Source organism: Massilia sp. CF038, from assembly GCF_900129765.1.
Taxonomy (GTDB): Bacteria; Pseudomonadota; Gammaproteobacteria; order Burkholderiales; family Burkholderiaceae_D; genus Telluria_A.
Map to the genome: position 1 here is coordinate 618,877 of NZ_FQWU01000002.1, position 18,333 is coordinate 637,209.

The following is an 18,333-nucleotide window of genomic DNA, read 5'->3' on the forward strand; positions in this document are numbered from 1 at the left end:
ACGGAGACCCCTTCCATGTCCACGACCGCCCTGATGAATCAACAATTCCGCCTTGCCGCCCGCCCTGTCGGGATGCCGAAACGCAGCGACTGGCAAGAAGTGAGCGAGCCTGTGCGCGAGATCGCCGACGGGGAAATCGTGGTCAAGGCACTGTATCTGTCGCTCGACCCGGCCATGCGCGGCTGGATGAACGAAGGCAAATCCTACATTCGCCCGGTAGCCATTGGCGAAACCATGCGCGCCGGCGGCGTGGGCGTGGTGGTGGCCAGCAAGTCCGACAAGTTTGCCGTGGGCGACCATGTGTCCGGCGGCATTGGCGTGCAAGCCTACTGGGTGGGCGCGGCCAACGACAAAACCGCCGCCTTCTTCAAGATCGATGCGCGCCTGGCGCCCTTGACCACCTGGCTCAACACCCTGGGCATGCCAGGCATGACCGGTTACTTTGGCCTGATCGAATCGGGCCAGCCAAAGGCCGGCGAAACGGTGGTCGTGTCGGGTGCGGCCGGTGCGGTGGGCATGACGGTTGGCCAGGTCGCCAAGCATATGGGCTGCCGCGTGGTCGGCATTGCCGGCGGCAAGGAAAAATGCGACTTCATGGTCAAGGAGATGGGCTTTGACGCCTGCATCGACTACAAAGCCGGCCCCAATGCCGTCAAGGATGGCCTCAAAGAACACTGCCCAGGCGGCGTGGACGTCTACTTCGACAACGTCGGTGGCGACATTCTCGATACCGTTCTTACCCGCATCAACCTGCGCGCGCGCATCGTCATCTGCGGCGCCATCTCGCAGTACAACAACACCACCGCCGTGAAAGGGCCGGCCAACTACCTGTCGCTGCTGGTCAACCGCGCGCGCATGGAAGGCATCGTCGTCTTCGACTACGCCGACCGCTATCACAAAGGCGTGGCTGCCATGGCCAAATGGATGCAGGAAGGCACCTTCAAGAGCAAAGAAGACGTCGTCGAAGGCCTCTCGACCTTCCCCGAAGCCCTGCTGATGCTCTTCGAAGGCAAAAACTTCGGCAAACTGTGCCTCAAAGTCGCTGACGAATAAGTCCCCCACTTTGTTGCAGAATCGGGGTCAGACCTCAATTCTGCAACGATGTCGCTTTGCCGCCCGTGTCTGTTGACCGGGCGCGCGCCCCTCGCAAGTTCTTGGAACTTGGCTTTCGCTGCACCGTCTACCTCCTGCTCATTTGAAGCACGCGCACCATCGCTGCCATGGTGTCCCCTTGCCATTCTTGATCGAGGTAGCCAATGCCTAGCCAGTCCAGCCGCACCCCATTTCAGCCCGGGCTCGAAGCCCAGGTCGATTTCATGACCGAACTGACGCGCCAAACGTCCGACTCCGTGCGCAAATTCAGCGAACTCAATCTGCATTTTGCACAGCAACTGCTGGAAGACTCGTTCGACGCCACCAGCCGCCTGATGGCCTGTTCCAATCCATTTCAGCTCCCCAGTGCCGCTGCGCTGGCCGCGCAGCCGGCGTGGGAACACCTGCGCCATTACCAGCAGCAGCTGGTGCGCATGCTCACGGGCGCCCAGGTCGACCTGGCCCGCAACACACCTTTGCTTCCCGAAGCCAGCGCCTACACCAAAGGCCTGTTCGCGAGCACGCGCGGCGACGGCGCCAGCGATGCCGCTTCCGGCACCCGTCATTAACAAGGAGCGCTCATGCCTACCCAAGGAAACAAAAAGAGTACATCGAGTGTCGACGCGCTCGATCTGCTCAAGGCCGATCACGACAAGGTCAAAGACCTGTTTCGCGAGTTCGAACAATTAAAAGGCGATGACGACGAAGACGAGCGCAAGTCCGAACTGGTTGACGAAATCTGTTACGAACTGACGGTGCACACCATGATCGAAGAAGAGATCTTCTACCCGGCGCTACGCGCCAGCATCGACGACACCGACATGATGGACGAAGCCGACGTTGAGCACGCGGGCGCGCGTGAGCTCATCAGCCAGCTCGAAGTCATGTACCCCGGCGACGACCATTTCGATGCCACGGTCACTGTCCTGGGCGAAGAAGTCATCCACCACATCGAAAAGGAGGAGCGCGACATGTTCGCTGCCGCGCGCCGCAGCGGCATGGATCTCGACGAACTGGGCGAGCAGCTTAGCGCGCGCAAGGAAGAACTGGACGAAGACTTGTCCGCACCGCCACCCACCATCGAGGCGCTGGCCCCGCGCAATGGCGCACGCCGGCCGCCACGCGCACCCAACTAGCCGGAACTTATCAATTCAACCTTCCTCTAAATGACGGGCACATCACGAAGGGCCCGACATCGAGGACCACACCAGGAGATCGACATGGCGACAAGCAAAGACAGTGGCAACAAGAGCGGCGGGTCTGCGGGCAACGCACAAAAAAGTGCGCCGGCCAAGCGCGGCTTCGCAGCAATGGATGAAAACCAGCAGCGCGAAATCGCCAGCAAGGGCGGCCAGGCTGCGCATCAAAAAGGTACCGCACACGAATTCGATTCCGAAGAGGCAAGGCGCGCCGGTCAAAAAGGCGGCGAAGCAGTCAGCCGCGACCGCGAGCACATGGCAGACATTGGCCGCAAGGGCGGCGAGAGTCGCCAGTCTGCGGCACGCAGCAGCAAAGAAGCCGCCGGTACCAGCAAAGGTTCGCGCCAAGGCAGCAAAAGCGACACATGAGCCAGCGTTGGCACGCCCCTGCCTGGTTCGCGGCGGGGGCCGCCATATCATTCCGTCCGGCGGCTGTTGCATATGCATCCATACCTAAAGATTAATAAAAAGCCTCCGTCAGCGCCTTTATTTTCTATCCGTACGACAATATTTGATGTCATAAGGAGATGACTACCCCATTTTCGGCCTATCCTCATGGTAAGATTTCTCTCCGGCCACGCGGTACATGCGAATGGCATGCACCAGTAATGGAACGACAATGGAATCGCAGGATCAGACCGCAGCACAAGAGCAAGCGCCACAGGCAGGCGACGTGGGCCGCAATGCGATCACGACCACTCTTGCCCAGCTGTACAAAGGCCGCCAGCCGAAGCACTTTGAAAATCCACACCCCATGCATTTGGGTGGTCCGGATCCGCTGGCCGGCATCAGCGTCTGGCAGCGCGCCGAACCGATCCCCCACTGGCATTACGTGACTTACGGCTTTTCCGAGCAACAGTCAAAACAAGGCAAACACGGGAAAAGCGGCTTTGGGTTTGAGCTGACCTTCCGCCTGGCCACTGCGCCCGGGGTGACCGAGCCCCCCATGTGGCCTATCCACATGCTGCAAAATCTCGGCCGCTATGTGTATCGCAGCGGTAACGGATTCCAGCACGGCCACCGCATGAGCGCGAACGGCCCCATCTCGCTGGGGATGGAAACCTTGCTCTGTGCGATGGGATTCTCCTACGACATGGAGCTGCCAGCCATCGACACGCCGAACGGCAGCGTGGAGTTCCTGCAAGTCATCGGCATGACGGCAGAAGAAGAAGTCGCCGCCACCAAGTGGGACACGCGCAATCTGCTGACCCTGATGCTGCCTTACATGCCCTTGTGGATTACCCATCTCGAGCGCGCCTCCTTCCTGTCCTTCCCTGCCATCCAAGCGAAGGTGCTCGGCGGCATGCAGCGTGATGGTTCGTCAAGCGGCATCGTATTCACCGATCTGCTGCTGATCGAAGAACAAAAGCGCTTCCTGCGCCAATCGATTGCCACCGTCACGCTCGGTGCCTATCTGGTAGGGCAACTGGCGCAGTTGCTGCCGCTGCGGCTGGGCTTTGGCAAGCCGTTCACCCTGAGCGGACCGGAATGGCGCATCCATTTCGAGCTCAGCAAAACCAATTCCTGGCGCATCGGTCGCGGTGTTGTGCGCCTGTATGTCACGCCAGCTGCGGTCAAAGAGTTCGCAACCTTGCTACAACAGCGCCAGGGAGTGTATAAACTGCCATCGTTCCAGAATATACTCTGGGACATCAAGCAGACGACGATCCGTAACGCAGAAGGAGAGATCGTCGATATTATTGGCTAGCCCTTTTCCCCCGACGATGATTTCTCACCCGCTGTTTCGGCGCACCGCGCGCCATCCTTCCGCCATTTTGCTGCTCGTCCAATTGAGCGGCATGCTGCTGTATCCCTTCATCGAAGGTACCCATGCCGGGCTGGTGGCATTCAATGCCTTCGGTCTGGTCGTACTCGGATTCACGGTGCGCATGGTGCGCAAGACGCCAGGCGAAACCTGGTACAGCGCCACCCTGGCCGGGACCATCATGGTGCTGCTGCTGTTGCAGTCTTTGCTGGGTATGCGCCATTTGCTGCCATGGTCATCGGCGCTGGAGGCACTGTTCTACTTCCACGCCGCCTACAGCCTGATCTCGTACATGATGGACGACTACCAGGCCACCACCGACGAACTGTTCGCCGCGGGCGCCACCTTCACCCTGCTCGCCTGGGGCTTCACGCACGTGTTCATTCTGATTCAATCGCTGCAGCCGGGGACCTTTGCGGCGGCCGTCAACGCCGACAGCGCGCGCACCTGGACCGAGCTCAATTACCTCAGCTTCGCCCTGCTGTCGTCGACCGGTATTGGCGACGTGATCCCGCTCACGCCGCAAGCACGCGCCGTGGCCAGCGTAGAAATGTTCACTGGTTTGATTTATCTCGCTGGCGTGGTGGCGCGCTTGATTGGCCTGACCATGCAGGGTAAACCCAAGTAAATCGTCTATCTGGTCAGGCGCTTTGCTGCACTGCCCACACTCGCCCTGTCAGGCGTGTGAAGGTCGCAGCCAGGCTGGCCATCAGCGCTTCGAACCGCCCTGCCGCCAGGCGCCCCTCGACCACCACGCTCACCGGACAGCCACCTTCGGTCACACGCAGCACGATGCCGTCGACCACAACACGAAACACGTTGTAGTCATCTTCCTCGGTCCAGGCCAGCGTCCTTCCCGCACCATCGAAACAGTAGCGCGCTTCAAACAGCGCCAGGTCGGGGGCCATGCCCAGTTGTCCGGTCAGCGCTGCCAGCGCCGCATCGGCTGAATCGGACCAGCGTTCCTGCTCCCAGATCACGGTACGAAACGCGAACAGATGATTGGGTTTGCGGTCGACCGGCGCCAGGATGCAGCGCTGCCAGTCTGACACCTGCGTGCAGTGCCACTCCCAGGTGCCCAGGTCAAGCTGCCACTGGTCGAGGTTTTTTTCCCAGTGCATGCGCGCCGCCGGCATGCGCTCGCCGCCCGTCACCAGCAGCCGCGAACCGCAGGTCGACAGCTGCGCCGCATGGCGGCATAGCCAGCCTGGCGCCGCGCCGCCGCACACCACCCGCGTGATCGCAAACGTGGTTAGCGAAAGCAGGTAGACCGGCGTGCTGCCAAAGCGGCGCGCGTCTTCATGCCCCATCGCCCCGACGATGATGACCTGGTCCCCGACCCGGGTGGCTGAATGAAAATCGGTCGGTTCAAATACCTCGCGCGGATAGACGTACACCTCCACGCTGCCGTCGGGCCGCACGAGCACGACGTCGTTGTAGATGTAAAAATCGGGATCGTAGTAATCCTCGTGCTCACCGCCGATGAACAGCAGCGAACCGTCGTCCAGCGCCAGCTGCGCCTGGCCGAAGCGCTGAAATGACCAGCACGGGCCCACTTCAAAGCTCGATGGCCCGTCGAAAGTTTCGTTGGCGCGAAAGCCGCACAGACGGGTACGCACCAGCCAGGTCCAGACGGGATTGTCCATGCGGGTTGGATTGGCGCTGCCATACCGGGGCGCGCGCCAGGCCAGGAAGGTGTCCAGGTCGAAATCGGGATCGACATCGATCCCCTGCGCCTCGTCCTCCGCTTCGTCCAGATACCAATTATCCATGCCGCATTGCCTGCTAAAAATGTTTGCAGTCTATCAATGTTGCATCTTTTGCGCTATTTCTTTCGATGCAAGCAGGATTTTGTGTCGCATTCTGGCAATGCATGAGGGGAGAAACTGTGCCGCAAGTTGGGGCGTGGTACCGTTTCTGGCCACTGGCCTGTCGCTGTTCAAGATGGACAGGCAGATCGATCCGCGCCAGCACCTTTAAGCAAAGCAACATCGTCCTCGCGGATGCGGGGACCCATAGCACGCTGAACGACTTCGGGAACGCGGAATGGGTCCCCGCCTCCGCGAGGACGATGTATTGGATATGGCTTAGTCAGCCTTGGTCTACGGCAACACAATCGGCGGCGGCTGGCGCTTCGTAGGTGGCGCGGCGATATAGCGCTCCAAGTCGTCCGCCGTCATCTTGCGCCCGCTGATGCCCAGTCTGGCGCGGATATTCTGTATCACCTCGCGCACGGTACTGGTCGACAAATCGAGTCGGTCGGCAATCGTCTTGGGCAGCAGCCCCTGCGCGCTCATGATCGCGATCTGCATTTCGCGGGTGGTCAACGGCAGCAAGCGTGAAGGCAGTTCCACGCCCTGGCGCTGGCAGCTGGCGCGCTGCCAGCGGTACAAAATCCCCGGCACCAGATGCTTGGCCCACTCCGCGTCGGCCGGCGTAAAGGCATCGTCGGCGTCATGCCGGTACAGCGTGATCCAGGCCAGCCCAAACGAATTATCGACGCCCGCCAGCATGAGCTGCTCGAAACCGTGCTTGCGCAAATAATTGGCGATCATCCGGCCGGCACGGCCACCGGCAACGCTGCCGGTTTCACGCTCGCTGAGGGCATGGTAATCATCCACCGAAATGGTCTGCACGATGCGCGGATAGGCCGCGAACAGCTGGCCGACCACATCCTCGCCGGCGACAGCCGGATACTCGGCGATAAACGCCGGTGCAATCTGGTGGCAGCCCAGCACCTGCGTGATAACGACCGCACCATCTGCGTCACGCGTGCCGGCACCGGCCAGCATCGCATCAAAACGCACAAACTGCGACAACTCTTCCACCGCAACGTCGAGCATAGCCACTCCGTCAATACAATCGAGCGATTATGCCCCATCCCGGGGTGTGGTAGAGTGCGCGGCATGCAAGAGCTTAAATTTTTAGGAGCGTACTCCGATCAGACCCGGGCCCAGGTCGCGCAGTTGATCGCGCAGGATCGCCTGGCCGATGTGCTGCGTCAGCGCTATCCCAGTGCGCATGCCATCCGCACCGACCGGGCACTTTACGACTACATTCAGGACCTGAAAAACGAGTTTCTGCGCAATGCGGAGCCGATCAACAAGGTCAGTTTCGATTCGAAGATCCATGTGATCCAGCACGCGCTTGGCTTGCACACGTCGATCTCCCGGGTGCAGGGTAACAAGCTCAAAGCCAAACACGAGATCCGCGTTGCCACGATGTTCAAGGATGTGCCACTTGAATTTCTGCGCATGATCGCGGTCCACGAACTGGCCCACGTGAAGGAAAAGCAGCACGACAAGGCGTTCTACAAGCTGTGCTGCTACATGGAGCCGAACTACCATCAATACGAGTTCGATCTGCGCCTGTATCTCACGCAGCTCGAACTGTCCTCTGAACGGCTCTGGTAAATCTCAGCGCCGCTGCAGCCGCCACTGCTGGTTGCTGGCGTTTTTGGCCGGGTACTGAATGATCTGCGTACCGTCGGCCGTGCTGGCGCCCTTCACATCCAGCACCATCCCGCTCAGGCCATTGACAACAGCAGTGTCGCCGGCGGCCGGACTGGCAAAGCGCCACGTCTGGCCCGCCCCACCCCAGTAATCCCACTGCGCGATGCTGGTACCCGCCACCGTCGAGTTACCGTAATTGTCCAGGCTACGCAGACTGCCTGCGTTGATGATGCTGTAGTTCCCGTCGCCGTGACCGAGCACGTACCACGACTGGTGCATGGCCCCGCTGTCGGGTGCCTGCTGGACCAGGGCCCCATTGGTGCGCGCCGCGCCCGCCACCGTCAGCACTTTACCGCTCAGGCGAGACTGGAACACGTACAGGCCGTCGCTCACGCCGCCGCAACTGGCAAAGCTGGCAAAGGCGCTCGAGAGCACAGGCCAGTCACCGCTGTACTGCATTTTGTGGAACTGCAGCTTGGCCTTTCCACCTTCACTGGTGTCGTAGTAGTGGGTCGAGACGAACTGGCAGCCGTCCTGCTTGAGCACGCCCACATGCCCTGGCCCTTTGTGATTGCCTTCGACGTTGGGCAGTACGGTGCGCGTGCCCGAATACGGTCCGCGGATGTTGGTCGCACGCTGTACTTCCACATAGTAGCTGCTGGCCGAACCCTTGCAGCAGGCGCCGCGGTTGACGAACAGGTAGTAATAGCCACCATTGCGCGTGATGTAGGGCGCTTCGATGTCGGCAAAGCCGCCGCCGAGGATTTTGCTTACGCTGCCGGCCAGCTTGCCGCTCGACTGATTGATCTCGGCGAGCCCGATCCCGCCAAAGAAGGATCCGTAGGAGAGATAGACCTTGCCGTCATGGTCGCGCATGAGTGCCGGGTCGATCGCGTTGATCTCGCCAGTGCCGCCAAACGATTCGACCACCTTGCCCAGGTCCTGCCAGCGTGGATTGCGCAACGATGGCGAACGCGCCACGCCAATTGCGGACGACGATGTGCCAAAGGTCGACACCGAGTAGTACAAATAATAGTAGCCGTTCATGTGAATTACATCCGGCGCCCAGTAGTCCCCGCCGAAGTTGGGAATCTTGTTGGCGACCCACGCCGGCGGCGTGTTGAACACCGGCGCCGGGCCGGGACGCCACGTGACCAGGTCTTTCGAGGTCGAATACCAGATGCCCTTCCCGGTCGTGAAGTTAAACCAGGTATCGCCGTCCTTGGTGACGGTGCCGGGATCGTGCGCGTTCTGCAGGCCCGCCAGGGTGATTGCCGATGCGGCGGCGCAGCTGAGCACCATGCAGCACGCGGCCAGTAAATTCTTGATCATATGTCTCCATTCGTATTGATGTTATATGCAGCCGCGATAGCTTAAAACTTTGTCAAGCTAATCACTAATGAAATTATTTCTGACATCGATAGCAAAATCGGCATCGCTCCGGGACTACGATTGTTGCATCCACGCACGAAAAGTTTCCACAATTGCAGCGTTCAATTGGATAACTGTCGACAGGAAATCGCCTGCTCGCTAGAGTTAAGGCTGTTCTTTCCCTATGTAAATCAAGCCGCGCGTCCTTTGCCGGTTTGCCAACACAGCGTTTCCCCGGATCCAAGTAATGCGATTTCTTTCCCCCCGACCTGTTCCTCGCGCCCCACTCGCGCTGCGTGCCTGCGCGCTGGCCGCTACACTGCTTGCGGGGGCAGCCCAGGCTGCCGACGAGGCCATGCCTGCCTGGACCTTCAGCGGTTTCGGCAGCGCGGGCGTGGTGCACTCCGATTATCGTCAGGCCGATTTCACTTCCAGCGTGTTGAAGGGCGAAGGCGCGGGCGGGTCGAGAGCCTGGACGGCTGGACTGGACAGCCGCATCGGCGGCCAGCTTGGCGTCAAGTTCGACAACCGCTGGTCCGGCGTGGTGCAGATGGTCGTGGAGCAGCGCTTTGACCTGTCGTACACCCCCGTGGTGGAATGGGCCAATGTCAAATACCAGGCCACACCCGATCTGGCACTGCGTGCCGGGCGCATCGCGCTGCCGATTTTTCTGGCGGCCGACTACCGCAAGATCGGCTACGCCTACCCATGGGTACGCACGCCGGTGGAAGTCTACGGCGGCGTCCCGATCACCAATAGCGATGGTGCCGACCTGTCCTACCGCTGGCAGTGGGCCGGCATCAAGCATGCGACGCAACTCTTCGCTGGCCGCACCAAGGTTGAGCTGACCGATATCACCAGCGTCAAGGCGCATGGAATTTTCGGTCTGACCCACACCGCCGAAATGGGCCCGACCACGGTGCGGGTCTCCGCCTTTACCTCGCACGTGGACACTGACATCGCGCGCCCGCTGTTCGATGGCTTCCGCCAGTTCGGCCCTGCCGGTGTGGCCATTGCCGACCGCTTTGACGTAATCGACAAGCGCTACACGATCGTCGCCGGTGGCGTCAATTACGACCCCGGCCAGTGGTTTTTGATGGCCGAAGGCGGCACCACCAACGGTCACTCCTTCCTGTCCAAGTCGTCCGGGGTGTACGTCAGCAGCGGTTACCGCGCTGGCGACTTCACGCCCTATCTGGCCTACTCGCGCGTCGATTCACATGCGCCGGCAAACACCCCTGCCCTGCCCCTGACCGGTCTGCCGCCGCCATATGCCGCAGCAGCCGCGCAGTTGAACGGCGGCCTGGCCACGCTGCTTAAAACCATCGCCAACCAGACCAGTGTCAGCGCCGGTGTGCGCTGGGACCTGCGCGCCGACATGGCGCTCAAGGTCCAGTACGACCGCGTCATGCCGCGTGATGGCTCGCGCGGTACGTTGATCAATCTGCAGCCGGGCTTTGAGTCGGGCCGCGCCGTCCACGTTACGAGCGCCGTGCTCGATTTCGTGTTCTAAGGAGCCTGCCATGCGCTTCTCCTTGCTCCGCTTAATGACAGGTCTCTTGTGCGCCACGGCCATCGGCCAGGCCAGCGCCGCCGGCGAACTGGTGGTCATCGTTTCCGCGAAAAACCCGGTTACCGCCCTGCGCCAGGAACAGGTGGCCGACATCTTCCTGGGACAGGTCGCCAGCTTCCCTGGCGGCGGCGAGGCCGTTGCCCTTGACCAGGGTATCGGCTCACCGGAACGCGACGAGTTCTATTCCAAGGTCGCCTCCAAAACACGCCCTCTGGTCAAGGCCTACTGGACCAAGATGATCTTCACGGGACGTGGCCAGCCGCCGCGCGAAGTCGGCAACGCCGCCAGCGTGCGCAAAATGGTGGCCGATAACCCCGCCCTGATCGGTTACATCGACAAGAACGCCCTCGACGCCAGCGTCAAGGCCGTCCTTGTGATCCATTAATCCTTGCCATGACGACGCCAGCGAAGTCCGTACCCAAAGCCAAGCGCCTACAGCGCTGGCTGGGACACGGGATGGAAACGCATATTTCGCTGCCGCTGTTTGCGGCCGTGCTGCTGATCGTGATCTGGACCAGCACCGCGCATTTCATTGAGGTAGAACGCGTTGCAGCCCAACACGCGGCCCAAAACTCCAGCCGCGAACTGCTCGATACCTACGAAGCGCAAGTCCAGCGCAACCTGGGTGGCATTGACCAGACGCTGCGCGTGCTCAAATACGCTGTCGAACTAAAAGGCGCGGCCGGTGCCCTGCCTGCGCTTAACCAGCAAGGCTTGCTGCCATCGGGTCTGGTATTTGTGGTCAGCATCGCCGACCGGCACGGCATGATCGTGGCCAGCAATCCAGCCGCGCCCTTCATCGATGTGTCGATGCAGTCCTACTTCACGTATCACCGTACTAACGACACTGACAACCCCTTCGTCAGCGAGACCCTGCGCGATGCGGCAAACCCGGAATGGCATCTGCACTTCACGCGCCGCCTGAACGACAGCGCCGGCCAGTTCGCCGGTGTGGTCATCGTGGAAGTCGATCCGGCCTACTTCACCAGCGGCTACGAGCACACGCGCCAGGGCGACTCCGGCGCGCTTGGCCTGTATGGCGCCGGCCTGACCTTCCATGCACTGCGCACCGGCGACAAGGTCAGCTGGGGAGAGAGCGCGGCCTCATTGACCCAAGCTGCAGGCAATGGGGCGCTGACGGTCAATGCCTGGGACGGCGTGCGACGCTACACCAGCACGCGCCGTCTGCACGGCTTTTCGCTCAGCGCCATGGTCGGCCTGGCCGAGAATGAGCAAATGGCGCCGTTCGAGCAGCAAAAGCGCAATTACGTACTCATTGCCGGTGGCAGCAGCGCGCTGCTGGTCATCATTGTGTCCCTGGTCGGCCTGTGGTCATGGCAGATGACGCGCACCAGGCGCCGCATCCGCCGTGCGCAGGAAACCTACGCGGCTGCTTCGGAAGCGAGCCTGGATGCCTTCTTCGTGCTGCGCAGCGTGACCGGTCCCCAAGGCCAGATCACCGATTTCGTGATCGAGGCCACCAATTCGCGCGCCGAAAAGCTGGCCCGCCTGAGCAAGCGCGAACTGCGCGGCAAAAACGTATCCGACATCCTGCCAGCGTATCTGACCAATGGGATCTTCGAAGACCTGGTCAAGGTCACGCTGGTCGGCGGCGTGCATGAAGCGGAATGGCAAGCGAGCGAAAATCCCAAGTACGAACAGTGGCTGCACCGCCAGGTGGTAGCGGTGGAAGGCGGTATCGTGGCGATCGTGCGCGACATCACCGAGCGCAAGGTCACCGAGCAGCAGATCCGCCACATCGCCCACCACGACGACCTGACCGGTTTGCCCAACCGCAGCCTGATCCGCGACCGGCTCGACCAGGCCATTCTGCACGCCCAGCGCCGCGAGCGCAGTGTGGCGGTGGCGTTCATCGACCTTGATGGCTTCAAGCTGGTCAACGATGGTCTGGGCCACAACGCCGGCGACGAGCTGCTCAAGGTGGTCGGCCGCCGCATGCAGGAATGCCTGCGCCGCGAAGACACCCTGGGCCGCTTTGGCGGCGACGAATTCGTGGTCATCCTGGCCGACCAGTCGGACAATCCCATGACGCTGGCGCCCATTCTTGAAAAAATCCGCCAGGCCGTGCACGAGCCGGTCCTGCTGGACGGCCAGGAAGTACAGGTCAGCTGCAGCATGGGCGTGGTGATGTACCCGCGCGACGGCGGCGACCCGAATACGCTGATGATGAATGCCGACGCGGCCATGTACCGCGCCAAGGAAATGGGCAAGAATGTCTTCCAGTTCTACACGCGCGAAATGAATGCGTCGGTCGAGACCAAACTGGTCATGCTGGAAGGCTTGCGCAGCGCGCTCGACGAAGGCCAGTTCCACCTGCTGTACCAGCCCAAGGTCGACTTGCGCACGGGCCTGATCATCGGCGTCGAGTCCCTGATTCGCTGGCAGCATCCCGAACAAGGCATCATCTCGCCCCTGCGCTTCATCAGCCTGGCCGAGGAAAGCGGCCTGATTGTGGCCATTGGGGAGTGGGTCCTGCTCACTGCCTGCCGCCAGAACAAGGCCTGGCAGGACGCGGGCCTGGCCCCGATCACGATCTCGGTCAACGTGTCGCCGCGCCAGTTCGAGGAAAAGCGCCTGGTCGAGCGCGTTGCGCTGGCTCTGGAACAAAGCGGCCTCGATCCGGCCTGCCTGGAAGTTGAGGTGACCGAAAGCCTGATCATGCGCGACCTGGCGCAGTCGGTCGAACGCATGCGCGAACTGGAAGCCATGGGCGTGGCCCTGTCGATTGACGATTTCGGCACCGGCTATTCGAGCCTGTCCGCCCTCAAGTCCTTCCCCATCAAGCGCCTCAAGATCGACAAATCCTTCGTCAGCGAGCTGGCCGACAATCCGGACGACCAGGCCATTGCCATGGCCGTGATCTCGCTGGGCCACAAACTTAATCTGCGCGTGATTGCCGAGGGCGTGGAAACCGAGCAGCAGTGCAGTTTTTTACGCGATAACGACTGCGACGAGATGCAGGGCTACCTGTTCAGCGCCCCTGTCCCCGCCAGCCGCATCCACTCGCTGCTGGAAGAACAGGCGCGCATGCTGTCGGACGCGAAACGCGAAGGCATGGAAGATGGTGCCGTCAGCGGGGTGCGTTTGCTCGCCTGATGATGTCAAATTGATAATCTCACGGCCTGCCGGTAGATGTCGTCAATACAAGTTGCGGCAAAACAACGTATTGCCGTACGCCATTCTAATGCTCTCAGGAATCGGACTGATCCATTCTTTTGAGTTCGTGTAGAATGGGCAAATAAATTGCCAGCATGAAATTATCTCCCTTACCGGAGCGGTGCAGACCCCGACCACGTCTGAACACCCCGATTTCAATTCTGAAAGCATATGCCCCAAGCAACTGGGACGCAGCGCACTTACTCCTGCACAAAAAGTTATTTAACAATTTCGGTTTTTGATTTAACTTGAGTGCAGGATCGCATTGTCCCGATGAACTCTGTCCTGCCAATCCGGGCGGCCGATGTGTGTACCCCGTCGCCCCTGGGCAAAGCATGGACGCTTTGGTGCTCACGATATGACAGAAACGACGCAGCCGACTCGCCTCGATCCACCGCCAGCGCAAAGCGCGCAATCCAGCGCGCGTAAAAGCGACCCTGATACCGGTATCCGCGAAGACTTGCTGCACCCCGATCCCCTGCTCGACTGCCTGGTTGAACTGACCCGTATTCACGGCCGCCCCAGTACCCGCGCTGCTCTTGGCGCTGGTTTGCCATTGCCGAAGGAAGGCCTCACGCCGTCGCTGTTCTCGCGCGCGGCCGCGCATGCCGGCTTTTCGAGCAAGGTGGTGCGGCGTGCCTTGCACAAGATCGATGCGGCCCTGCTGCCGGTGATCCTGCTGTTGAAAAATAACGAGGCCTGCGTTCTGCTGGGCTGGAACGAGGAAGGCAAGGCCCAGATCCTGCTGCCGGACGGCGGTCAGGGCGGCGTGGTCCTCACGCGAGAAGAACTGGCCGAGCGCTACACGGGCATTGCGATCTTTTCGCGCCCCCACTTCCGTTTCGACCAGCGCACCCCGCCCCTGGTCGAAGTACCGCAGCGCCACTGGTTCTGGGGCACGATCCTGGAACAGCGTCCCATCTTCCGCGACATCCTCGCCTCGGCCTTGCTGATCAATCTGTTCGGCCTGGCCATGCCGGTGTTTACCATGAACGTGTACGATCGGGTGGTACCGAACTTTGCCGAAGCCACGCTGTGGGTATTCGCCGGCGGGATCGTGATTACCCTGGTGATGGACTATATGGTGCGTCTGCTGCGCGGCCACTTTGTGGATATGGCCAGCTCGCGCGTGGACATCAAGCTGTCGGGCATGATCATGGAGCGCGTGCTGGGCATGCGCATGGCCCACCGCCCCGCTTCGGTGGGCGCCTTTGCCGCCAATTTGCGCTCGTTCGAAACGGTGCGCGACTTTATCGCCTCGGCCACCGTCACCACCCTGATTGACCTGCCCTTTGCCCTGCTGTTCCTGCTGGTGCTGGCCTGGATTTCGTGGCCGCTGGTGTTCATCCCGATGCTGGGCATGCTCATCGTGATCATCTACAGCTATCTGGTGCAGTACAAGATGCGCGAACTGTCGGAGACGACCTTCCGCGCCGCCGCCCTGCGCAACGCCACCATGATCGAAAGCCTGACGGCACTGGAAACGATCAAGGCGCACGGCGCCGAAAGCCAGATGCAGGCACGCTGGGAAAAGTCGACCGCCTTCCTGGCCCGCGTTTCCGGCGAACTGAAGCTGCTGTCGTCTTCCAGCATGAATGGCGCCGCCTTCCTGACGCAACTGGTCAACGTGTGCGTGGTACTGGCTGGCGTCTACCTGATCCACGAGAAAATGATGTCGATGGGCGGCCTGATTGCGGCCACCATGCTGTCGGGCCGCGCCATGCAGCCGCTGGGCCAGATGGTCGGCCTCCTGCTGCAGTTCGAAGGCGCGAAAAATTCGCTCAAGGCGCTGGAAAACGTGATGGCCACGCCGAGCGAACGCAGCGACGAAAGCGCGTTTGTGCACCGCCCCGAAATTCGCGGCGAAATTGAATTCAACAACGTCCACTTCAGCTATCCGGACCGTCCCGAGGAAGCACTGCGCGGCATCAGCTTCCGGATTCGCCCGGGCGAACGCGTGGTCATCATCGGCCGCATTGGGTCGGGCAAATCGACCCTGCAAAAGCTGATCCTCGGCCTGTATGCCCCAACCAAGGGCGCTGTCACGCTCGACGGCGTTGACCTGCGCCAGCTCGACCCGGCCGACCTGCGCCGCTCGCTCGGCTATGTGGAACAGGATTCGCTGCTGTTTTATGGTTCGCTGCGTGACAATATCGCCATTCGCGCCCCCTATGCCGACGACCGCGCTGTCGTCGCTGCGGCAGAACTGGCCGGCCTGACCGAGTTCGTCAACCGCCATCCGGAAGGCTTCGACATGCTGATCCGCGAGCGTGGTGAATCGCTCTCCGGCGGCCAGCGCCAGAGCGTGGCCATTGCGCGCGCAGTCCTGCTCGACCCGCCCGTGCTGCTGCTGGACGAGCCGACCAGCGCCATGGACTACCCGTCCGAAAACCAGTTCAAACAGCGCATCAAGAGCTACGCTGAACACAAGACGGTCATCATCGTCACCCACCGTTCCAGCCTGATGGATCTGGCTGACCGCATCATCGTCATGGATGACGGCCAGGTTGTCGCCGACGGTCCCAAGGAACAGATCATGAAGGCGCTGCAGGCCGGCCAGATCGGGAGGGCCAAGTAATGCAGAAGCTGAAAAAGTTCTGGTTCGCCTCCCTGCGCCTGCTGGAAGCGATCCGGGTCCGGGTCGACAAGGGCACCGCGCACTGGCTCACGCGCTGGAAAGACAGCACCACGCTGACCGAGACCGACTTCATGCAGGACGCGGACAGCATCATCATCCGCCAGGAGCCGCTGCGCGCACGCGTGCTCGGTTATGCCCTGACCGGTTCGGTGGTGCTGTTTCTGATCTGGGCGGCGATCGTCGACGTCGACGAAATCACCCGTGGCGATGCCAAGGTCATTCCTTCGCGCCAGCTGCAAGTGCTGCAAAGCCTGGACGGCGGCATCGTCTCCAAGATCGAGGTACAGGAAGGCGATACCGTGGCCGAGGGCCAGGTCTTGCTGCAGGTCGATTCGACCCGTTTCGAGTCGTCCGTGCGTGAAAACCGCTCCCAATACCTGTCGCTGCTGGCCAAGGCTGCGCGCCTGCGCGCCATCGGCGAAGAAAAACCGTTCGTGCCTCCGCCCGAAGCCCTGGCGGAGGATCCGCGCACGGTGGAAGAAGAACGCCGCCTGTACGAGACCGCCACCTCGGAACTGAACGCCCAGCTCCAGATCGCGCGCCAGCAGCTCAACCAGCGCTCGCAGGAGCTCAACGAAGCCAGCGCCAAACAGCGTCAGGCCGCACAGGCATTCGAATCCACCTCGCGCGAACTGGCTGTCACCAAGCCTCTGCTCAGCTCCGGCGCCGTGTCGGAAGTCGAGCTGCTGCGCCTTGAACGCGATGTGGCTCGTTTTCGCGGCGAGCGCGATATCGCCGCTTCGCAGATCGCGCGTGTGCAGTCCGCCATTTCCGAGTCCTCGCGCAAGATCCAGGAAGTCGAACTCAGTTTCCGCAACACGGCCAGCAAGGAGTATTCGGAAACCATGGCCAAGCTCAACTCGCTCGTCCAGAGCGGCACCGGCCTGGCTGACCGCGTCAAGCAATCGTCCCTGCGCTCGCCAGTGAAGGGCACCATCAAGCGCTTGCTGGTCAATACCGTCGGCGGCGTGGTCCAGCCGGGGCGCGACGTGGTCGAAATCGTCCCGCTGGAAGGCCGTCTTCTGCTCGAAGCGAAGGTCGCCCCGCGCGACATCGCCTTCCTTAAACCTGGCCAGCGCGCCATCGTCAAATTCACCGCTTACGATTTTTCCATCTACGGCGGCCTGACCGCCAGCGTGGAGCACATTGGCGCCGACTCGGTCACCGACGAGCGCGGGAACACCTTCTATACAGTGCGCGTCGCAACCGACAAGACTTCCCTTTCCGGCAATCTGCCCATCATTCCCGGCATGGTCGCGGAAGTGGACATCATCACGGGGAAGAAAACGATTTTGTCGTATCTGCTTAAACCAGTACTCAGGGCCAAGGCATCGGCACTGACCGAGCGCTAAGGAGACGGCCATGACTGCATTTGACCATCTCTTCGTATCGCCAACCGGGACCATGCTGCCTGCGTGGAGCGAAGCCTTCCCCGCCGCGCGCAGCACCGGCACACGCCAGCTGGCTTCCAGCGCCCTGCCCACGGCCGTGCTGTGGCTGCGCCTGGACCAGGACCTGCCCCTCGACATGCAGGTCAATGCCGTGCGCGCGCGCTGCGGCACCCTGCCCATCGTGGTGATGAGCGACCTGCCGCAGGATGATGAAGCCCTGGCGGCGCTGTCGGCCCAGGCGCGTGGCTACTGCAACAGCCACGCAGGTGCCGACGTATTGTCGAAGATCGCCTCGGTCGTCAGCCAGGGCGGCCTGTGGATCGGTGAAACGCTGATGCACCGGATCCTCTCGGTTCAGCACCTGATCCGGGTGCCGGAAGCGGCTGCCCGTCCGGACTGGCGCCTCAAGCTGACCCCGCGCGAAGTCGAAGTGGCCGAACTGGCTGCCGCCGGTACCCGCTACAAGGAGATCGCGCGCCAGCTGATGATCACCGAGCGTACCGTCAAGATGCACATGGCGGGCATTCTTGAAAAACTGGGCCTGCGCGACCGCCTCCAGCTGGCCTTGCTGGCCAGCGAACGTCACCCTGCTGTTGAAGTTGCTAATTAGCTATTTTTGTTGCACCACTGTACCTCGGTACACTGCCTTTCCGTAAGTCAATTGTGTAAAGTCGG

General features: G+C 61.4%; 16 protein-coding genes. 13 read left to right on the plus strand and 3 right to left on the minus strand.

Annotated features, from left to right (window positions below; all coding sequences use genetic code 11):
* Positions 1-15: 15 nt before the first annotated feature.
* The 6 genes from BUC24_RS12910 to BUC24_RS12935 all read left to right on the plus strand — a co-directional run bounded on the left by BUC24_RS12910 (position 16) and on the right by BUC24_RS12935 (position 4,684).
* Positions 16-1,053 (plus strand): NADP-dependent oxidoreductase, encoded by a 1,038-nt coding sequence (locus tag BUC24_RS12910; RefSeq protein WP_073216642.1) that lies wholly within the window; start codon positions 16-18, stop codon positions 1,051-1,053.
* Positions 1,054-1,256: 203 nt separating this feature from the next.
* Complete coding sequence (locus BUC24_RS12915) at positions 1,257-1,661, plus strand: phasin family protein (protein ID WP_073216645.1); 405 nt, start codon at positions 1,257-1,259, stop codon at positions 1,659-1,661.
* 12 nt (positions 1,662-1,673) lie between these two features.
* Positions 1,674-2,228: a hemerythrin domain-containing protein gene (locus BUC24_RS12920; protein ID WP_073216648.1), complete on the plus strand. Its 555-nt coding sequence runs from the start codon at positions 1,674-1,676 to the stop codon at positions 2,226-2,228.
* A gap of 84 nt (positions 2,229-2,312) precedes the next feature.
* Positions 2,313-2,660 carry a KGG domain-containing protein gene (locus BUC24_RS12925; protein ID WP_073216651.1) on the plus strand — a complete coding sequence of 116 codons (348 nt, stop codon included), beginning with the start codon at positions 2,313-2,315 and terminating at the stop codon, positions 2,658-2,660.
* Positions 2,661-2,910: 250 nt separating this feature from the next.
* On the plus strand, positions 2,911-3,999 hold the full coding sequence (locus BUC24_RS12930; protein ID WP_073216654.1) for a suppressor of fused domain protein: 1,089 nt from the start codon (positions 2,911-2,913) through the stop codon (positions 3,997-3,999).
* 16 nt (positions 4,000-4,015) lie between these two features.
* Positions 4,016-4,684, plus strand: coding sequence for an ion channel (locus BUC24_RS12935; RefSeq protein WP_073216656.1), 669 nt, complete (start codon positions 4,016-4,018; stop codon positions 4,682-4,684).
* 13 nt (positions 4,685-4,697) lie between these two features.
* Here the strand turns inward: BUC24_RS12935 and BUC24_RS12940 are convergent, their stop codons facing one another.
* Both BUC24_RS12940 and BUC24_RS12945 read right to left on the minus strand, forming a co-directional pair.
* Positions 4,698-5,828: a hypothetical protein gene (locus BUC24_RS12940; protein ID WP_073216659.1), complete on the minus strand. Its 1,131-nt coding sequence runs from the start codon at positions 5,826-5,828 to the stop codon at positions 4,698-4,700.
* Positions 5,829-6,158: 330 nt separating this feature from the next.
* Complete coding sequence (locus BUC24_RS12945) at positions 6,159-6,899, minus strand: helix-turn-helix transcriptional regulator (RefSeq protein ID WP_073216662.1); 741 nt, start codon at positions 6,897-6,899, stop codon at positions 6,159-6,161.
* A gap of 63 nt (positions 6,900-6,962) precedes the next feature.
* Here BUC24_RS12945 and BUC24_RS12950 point away from each other — a divergent pair, with 63 nt between their 5' ends.
* Positions 6,963-7,469, plus strand: a complete 507-nt coding sequence (locus tag BUC24_RS12950) for a YgjP-like metallopeptidase domain-containing protein (protein ID WP_073216665.1) — start codon at positions 6,963-6,965, stop codon at positions 7,467-7,469.
* Positions 7,470-7,472: 3 nt separating this feature from the next.
* Here the strand turns inward: BUC24_RS12950 and BUC24_RS12955 are convergent, their stop codons facing one another.
* Entirely contained in the window at positions 7,473-8,840 is a 1,368-nt protein-coding gene (locus BUC24_RS12955; RefSeq protein ID WP_073216669.1) for a family 43 glycosylhydrolase, read from the minus strand.
* 286 nt (positions 8,841-9,126) lie between these two features.
* Between BUC24_RS12955 and BUC24_RS12960 the strand changes: the two genes are divergently transcribed.
* The 6 genes from BUC24_RS12960 (at position 9,127) to BUC24_RS12985 (ending at position 18,268) form a co-directional block, all read left to right on the plus strand.
* The gene (locus BUC24_RS12960; RefSeq protein ID WP_073216672.1) at positions 9,127-10,392 is read left to right on the plus strand and encodes a porin; all 1,266 of its coding nucleotides are present in this window, start codon (positions 9,127-9,129) and stop codon (positions 10,390-10,392) included.
* A gap of 34 nt (positions 10,393-10,426) precedes the next feature.
* Positions 10,427-10,837, plus strand: a complete 411-nt coding sequence (locus tag BUC24_RS12965) for a type 2 periplasmic-binding domain-containing protein (protein ID WP_229448195.1) — start codon at positions 10,427-10,429, stop codon at positions 10,835-10,837.
* 71 nt (positions 10,838-10,908) lie between these two features.
* Positions 10,909-13,569, plus strand: a complete 2,661-nt coding sequence (locus BUC24_RS12970; RefSeq protein ID WP_229448198.1) for a bifunctional diguanylate cyclase/phosphodiesterase — start codon at positions 10,909-10,911, stop codon at positions 13,567-13,569.
* Between the two features lie 418 nt (positions 13,570-13,987).
* Positions 13,988-16,207: a type I secretion system permease/ATPase gene (locus tag BUC24_RS12975; RefSeq protein ID WP_073216681.1), complete on the plus strand. Its 2,220-nt coding sequence runs from the start codon at positions 13,988-13,990 to the stop codon at positions 16,205-16,207.
* Entirely contained in the window at positions 16,207-17,619 is a 1,413-nt protein-coding gene (locus tag BUC24_RS12980; protein ID WP_073216684.1) for an HlyD family type I secretion periplasmic adaptor subunit, read from the plus strand. The genes BUC24_RS12975 and BUC24_RS12980 overlap by 1 nt, the downstream gene beginning before the upstream one ends.
* A 10-nt stretch (positions 17,620-17,629) precedes the next feature.
* Positions 17,630-18,268, plus strand: coding sequence for a response regulator transcription factor (locus tag BUC24_RS12985; protein ID WP_073216687.1), 639 nt, complete (start codon positions 17,630-17,632; stop codon positions 18,266-18,268).
* Positions 18,269-18,333 lie beyond the last annotated feature (65 nt).